General features: G+C 66.0%; 5 protein-coding genes. 3 read left to right on the top strand and 2 right to left on the bottom strand.

Going from position 1 to position 3,090, the window contains the following annotated elements; genetic code table 11:
• Positions 1 to 144 precede the first annotated feature (144 nt).
• Together ABZY11_RS43690 and ABZY11_RS43685 are read left to right on the top strand one after the other, a co-directional pair.
• Positions 145 to 471 (top strand): transposase, encoded by a 327-nt coding sequence (locus tag ABZY11_RS43690; protein WP_356484497.1) that lies wholly within the window; start codon positions 145 to 147, stop codon positions 469 to 471.
• Positions 472 to 476: 5 nt separating this feature from the next.
• Positions 477 to 1,316, top strand: a complete 840-nt coding sequence (locus ABZY11_RS43685) for an IS3 family transposase (protein WP_356484499.1) — start codon at positions 477 to 479, stop codon at positions 1,314 to 1,316.
• A gap of 214 nt (positions 1,317 to 1,530) precedes the next feature.
• On the opposite strand, the gene ABZY11_RS43680 is transcribed toward ABZY11_RS43685, so the two are convergent.
• Positions 1,531 to 2,121, bottom strand: a complete 591-nt coding sequence (locus ABZY11_RS43680; protein WP_356484496.1) for a hypothetical protein — start codon at positions 2,119 to 2,121, stop codon at positions 1,531 to 1,533.
• 524 nt (positions 2,122 to 2,645) lie between these two features.
• On the opposite strand from ABZY11_RS43680, the gene ABZY11_RS43675 reads away from it, so the two are divergent.
• On the top strand, positions 2,646 to 2,780 hold the full coding sequence (locus tag ABZY11_RS43675) for a hypothetical protein (protein WP_356484495.1): 135 nt from the start codon (positions 2,646 to 2,648) through the stop codon (positions 2,778 to 2,780).
• A gap of 164 nt (positions 2,781 to 2,944) precedes the next feature.
• On the opposite strand, the gene ABZY11_RS43670 is transcribed toward ABZY11_RS43675, so the two are convergent.
• Positions 2,945 to 3,090 (bottom strand): IS3 family transposase (locus tag ABZY11_RS43670; RefSeq protein WP_356484498.1); only part of this gene is annotated, 146 nt, incomplete at its 5' end.

Below are 3,090 nucleotides of genomic sequence, written 5' to 3'. Positions count from 1 at the left end.
CAGCTCTTCCAGCTGATCGCGCTCGGCCACACCACCGTGATCATCCCCGAGTCTGCCAGCACCGACCTGCGCCGGGATCTCGCCGCCGTGCCGGTGAACCGCCCCGGGTCAAGTGGAGGCTCGATTCCATGTAAGGATTGAGTCATGGCACGACCTTCCCGTTACCCGCTTGAGCTCCGCCGTCGTGCGGTGCGCATGGTCGCCGAGGTGCGCGACGACCACCCGAACGAGACGGCCGCCTTGCAGGCGGTCGCGGACAAGCTCGGCATCGGTTCCCGCGAGACGCTGCGGAACTGGGTGAAGCAGCACGAGATCGACGCGGGGACACGTCCGGGGACGACGACGGAGGAGTCCGCCCAGCTCAAGGCGTTGAAGAAGGAGAACGCCGAGCTGAAGCGGGCCAACGAGATCCTGAAGGCCGCGGCGAGTTTCTTCGCGGCCGAGCTCGACCGGCCACACACTCGCTCGTAGCGTTCATCGACGAGCACCGGGACCGCTTCGGCGGCGTCGAGCCGATCTGCAGGACGCTCACCGAGCACGACTGCAAGATCGCCCCTTCCACGTACTACGCCTGCAAGAAACGCCTCGAAACTCCCTCAGCCCGTTCCGTGCGCGACGAGGATCTCAAGGAGCGGATCCAGGACGTCTACACGTCCAACTACCGCGTCTACGGCGCGAGGAAGATCTGGCGCGAGCTGAACCGGCAGGGACATGCCGTGGCCCGCTGCACCGTCGAGCGCCTGATGCGCGAGCTCGGCATCGCCGGCGCGGTGCGCGGCAAGCACGTCATCACCACGCTCCCCGGCGGCCAGGCCGAGCGGGCCCCCGATCTGGTCGACCGCGACTTCGTCGCCGCCGCCCCGAACCGATGCTGGATCGCGGACTTCACCCACGTGAAGACCTGGGCCGGCGTCGTCTACGTCGCGTTCGTCGTGGACACCTTCTCCCGCCGGATCGTCGGCTGGTCCGCGGCCACCGTGAAGGAGACGGTCTTCGTGCTGGACGCCCTGGAGATGGCCATCTGGCAACGCGACCGCGACCAACAGCCAGTCCGCCCAGGCGAGTTGATCCATCACTCCGACGCCGGGTCGCAATACACGAGTTTCCGGCTCGCCGAGCATCTGGACGCCGCCGGCATCGCCGCCTCGATCGGATCGGTCGGCGACGCCTACGACAACGCCCTGATGGAGAGCACGATCGGCCTGTTCAAGCAATGCCGCGGAGTTAAGAAGCCGCGCGAATTGGTGAGGCAAGGGCGGACTGTGGGTCTGGGGCGGGTCTTGTCCGTTCGGGCTGCTGGGGGGCTTCGTCAGTGACGTTGCGTAGTTGGCTACGCGATCGTGTGGTGGGTGTCGGGTGGGGGTGGCGTGTCTGCCCTGCCGACACTGCCAAGTTCGGCGAGAAAGGCGCGCGGCCAGTATCAGCGAGACTGACGAATCCGCAGATCGGAGAGCTGCCCCTCGCCAGGATCGATGACACGACACTGCCCCACTGATCCGCGCTGTGCCGCAGCCTGCCGTGGAGTGTGGCTCAGCGAAAGACCGGTTGTCCACCGAGGAGACGTTCACGCAGCCTGTCACCCAAGACCAGCTCCGGGCGTACATACGGGTCGAGGTCGACGCCGTCGAGCACCTCTGGTACTAGTTGCCCGGTCTCGCGCGGCTCACCATGCTCGCGCAGCACGAATTCACAACGTTCGCGGTCGAGCATGGCGATCACAGGCGCTCGGACGTTCGCGAGCATGGCGTCCTGTTCCGACGACTCGATCTGCATGCTGTTGATCGCGAACAGTCCTTCGTTCTCAGGGCCGAACAGCCATTCGTCGAGCTCCACCGTGCCCTGAACGACGAGGAGTGCGTCCCCGAGGATCAAGCGCCGTGCGCGTAGCACGCCTCGAACGGCGAAGATCGAATGTACGTCGCTGCTGAGATCGAGCGTGCCCAGCACAGTGAGCCCGCCGCCGAAGAGCACCATTTCGGTGTCGTCGTATGCGACCGCCCGGGCCTCGACGTCGAAGTCATCGACTGTGACCAGCTCCTGGTGCATGTCGACAACCTTGGTGTACCCGTCGAACCAGGGACCGCCCATCAGCTCGTCAGCCTGCGCAGCAGAGATCTTCACCAACATACTTTCCTTCATCCTCGGTCCGCCTGACATGCCCCGGAGTCCTTCGGCGTGCACTCATGCCTTCTTGCAGTCGTCGCTTGTGACTGTTCCGGCGTCGGCGGCAACGTTCGATGCCGACATGGTGACCGAAGAGGGCCCGGACGGGGTGTGTGTCCCCCGATTGTCACCGACGACAGCGGTCGGCTACATCGGTAGCCTACGCAATCGTTCCTGTAGGGGCCGGAGGAATCGTCAAGACTTGTGGAGTCATGACCAGGCCGGCCTTGCCGACCAGGTCGGCGACGTGATCAGGAGACATCCAGTAGACATCGAGCGACAACTCGTGACCGTATGCCTGGTCCAGGTACGCGTGGGTGGCCGCCGACGAGGTCTACGGCGCAGGGAACTGCGCCAGGCGATACGCCACGACTGGCCGCAGAAACTGAGGCCCATCAGACGAAGCCGGTGGCGGTGGCGACGGGGGTGGTGGACGACCGCCCGGTCGCCGTCACCGGAAGCGGGGACAAGACAGTGCGGGTGTGGGACCTGGCCACGGACGGCCGGTCGGACCGGAGTTGGTGTTTCCCGCGGAGGTGTACGCGGTGGCCGTCACTTCGGATGGCCGGCTGGTGGTGAGGTTCGACCGGGAGGTGGCGGTGCTGGCCCGCTGCTGACCAGGGCCCCCGCACGGTACGCCCCAGGTCGTCCGCCACGCGGAGGCCGACGTCCGGGGCGTGCCGACACAGGCTGTTCGGAGTGGTGGCGGCGGGTGTGCCGGGGGTGGGTGCTCCATGCCCGGCGGATGAGTGGGTTTTGTGGACAGTGAGATAGCTGGGTTTCAGGGGGTCAGTGAGGCGTCGGTCGTTGCGTGAAGTGCCTCGAACTCGGTGGGTGGGACATGCCCGAGCTCTCCGTGGAGCCTTCGCTGGTTGAACCAGTCGACGTACTCGGCGACGGCGATCTCGACATGGTCGATGCCGTTCC

This window comes from Streptomyces sp. NPDC006510 (genome assembly GCF_040611955.1).
Taxonomy (GTDB): domain Bacteria; phylum Actinomycetota; class Actinomycetes; order Streptomycetales; family Streptomycetaceae; genus Streptomyces.
Note: the sequence above shows the minus strand (reverse complement) of the source record. Positions and strands in the feature narration are given on the sequence as shown.